General features: G+C 39.6%; 1 protein-coding gene. It reads left to right on the top strand.

Annotated features, from left to right (window positions below; all coding sequences use genetic code 11):
* Window positions 1–341 precede the first annotated feature (341 nt).
* A complete protein-coding gene (locus GC102_RS27060) occupies window positions 342–572 on the top strand; it encodes a hypothetical protein (RefSeq protein ID WP_056828054.1) in 231 nt (76 codons plus the stop codon).
* Window positions 573–893 lie beyond the last annotated feature (321 nt).

Below are 893 nucleotides of genomic sequence, written 5' to 3'. Positions count from 1 at the left end.
AATACAGGGTCCGGTTTTTTCATGTAATGAATTGCTTAGCGGACGATTATTTTCCCGTTTCGTGAGGTGACCCCTACCGTGACGATTTTTACAAGGAAAAAGAAAGGGAGAATTCTGAAAACAAATTAAATTGATGCCCCGCGGATGATGGCTTGAAATTTAATGGGCGCTTAGATTATTTTATGTTGTAGATGAGTACATCGTGTATAATTATATCGTAAAGATTGGCGAAAATTCTATTTGATGGTTTTCAAGGATCGTAGAGTTGAATCGCAAGAAATCAATGTCTAACAATATATATCTTGGTATAATGCTGATCTCAACAAATAAAGGGGATATAAATGAACAAAGAGGATGTTAAGCAACGTATTAAGGATTACCAGCAGGCAGAAGGAGTGCATCCTCTTACTTGCGGAAACAACAGTAAACACGAGAAATTATACCCTAAGGTGCTTGAACAAGGGTTGGTACTTCTTTGCCCTAATTGCAGTTACACTCAGACATACATTCCTGATCTCTTTTTCGATGATGGTTTTTATGAGTGGCTGCGGGGCATGAAGAGCTTAATTTAAGTCGAAGGCGGTAAGTAATTTTGAAAAGGATACTTACAGCAGCGTCGGCACTCTAATTCCCAAACAGCCTGGCTGTGTTGTAAAACACGGCAGGCTGTCTTTAGCTAACCTTAATGTTTTGAAGCAGCGCATGGCGGTGGTATAACGGCAACTGTCCAATGACACAAAGGTGCCTACATAAACCAATGCGAGAAAGCTTGAGAAATCAAGCTTTTTTTATGATGGATTCCTGATCTTGGCAAGATCCACGGACTAGTTCGGAGACTTGATCAAAGGCGCTGCAGCATCATTTTGGAATTATTTTGTTTAAAAAGGATAGTA

The sequence above is a fragment of the Paenibacillus germinis genome (assembly GCF_013141785.1).
Classification (GTDB): domain Bacteria; phylum Bacillota; class Bacilli; order Paenibacillales; family NBRC-103111; genus Paenibacillus_E; species Paenibacillus_E phytorum.
Note: the sequence above shows the minus strand (reverse complement) of the source record. Positions and strands in the feature narration are given on the sequence as shown.